Annotated in this window: 1 protein-coding gene; it reads right to left on the reverse strand. The window is 43.0% G+C overall.

Going from position 1 to position 584, the window contains the following annotated elements:
• The coding region (locus P6733_RS17890) for an Ig-like domain-containing protein (RefSeq protein ID WP_459553644.1) at positions 1-584 on the reverse strand (584 nt) is incomplete at both ends.

Genomic DNA, 584 nt, shown 5'->3' on the forward strand with positions numbered 1-584 from the left:
CTGTTGGATTTATAATCTCACAAAATGTTTGTGTAGACTGTGTTGTCGTTGGTGCTGGTGTAACAGTAATTTTGGCTAGAACGGCTAAACGAGTTTTACTCTCACATCCGTTTGCGGTTTGAGAAGCGTAATATGTCGTTCCATCCACTAAAGCTACTGTTGACGCTAAAGCAGTTCCACCCGTTGCAGCAGTATACCACTGAATAGTTGTTCCTGTTGCTTGTAAGTTCGCTACTGTTGGATTAGCAATCTCACAGAAAGTCTGTGTAGACTGCGTTGTCGTTGGTGCCGGTGTTTTAGTGATTTTTGCAGTTACGGCTAAACGAGTTTTACTTTCACATCCGTTTGCGGTTTGAGAAGCGTAATACGTTGTTCCGTCTACTAAAGCTACTGTTGCTACTAAAGCTGTTCCACCTGTAGCAGCAGTATACCACTGAATTGTTGTTCCTGTTGCTTGTAAGTTCGCTACTGTTGGGTTTACGATCTCACAGAATGTTTGTGTTGACTGTGTTGTCGTTGGTGCTGGTGTAACAGTAATTTTGGCTAGAACGGCTAAACGAGTTTTACTCTCACATCCGTTTGCG

Source organism: Flavobacterium aerium (assembly GCF_030766725.1).
In the GTDB taxonomy this organism is placed as follows: domain Bacteria; phylum Bacteroidota; class Bacteroidia; order Flavobacteriales; family Flavobacteriaceae; genus Flavobacterium; species Flavobacterium aerium.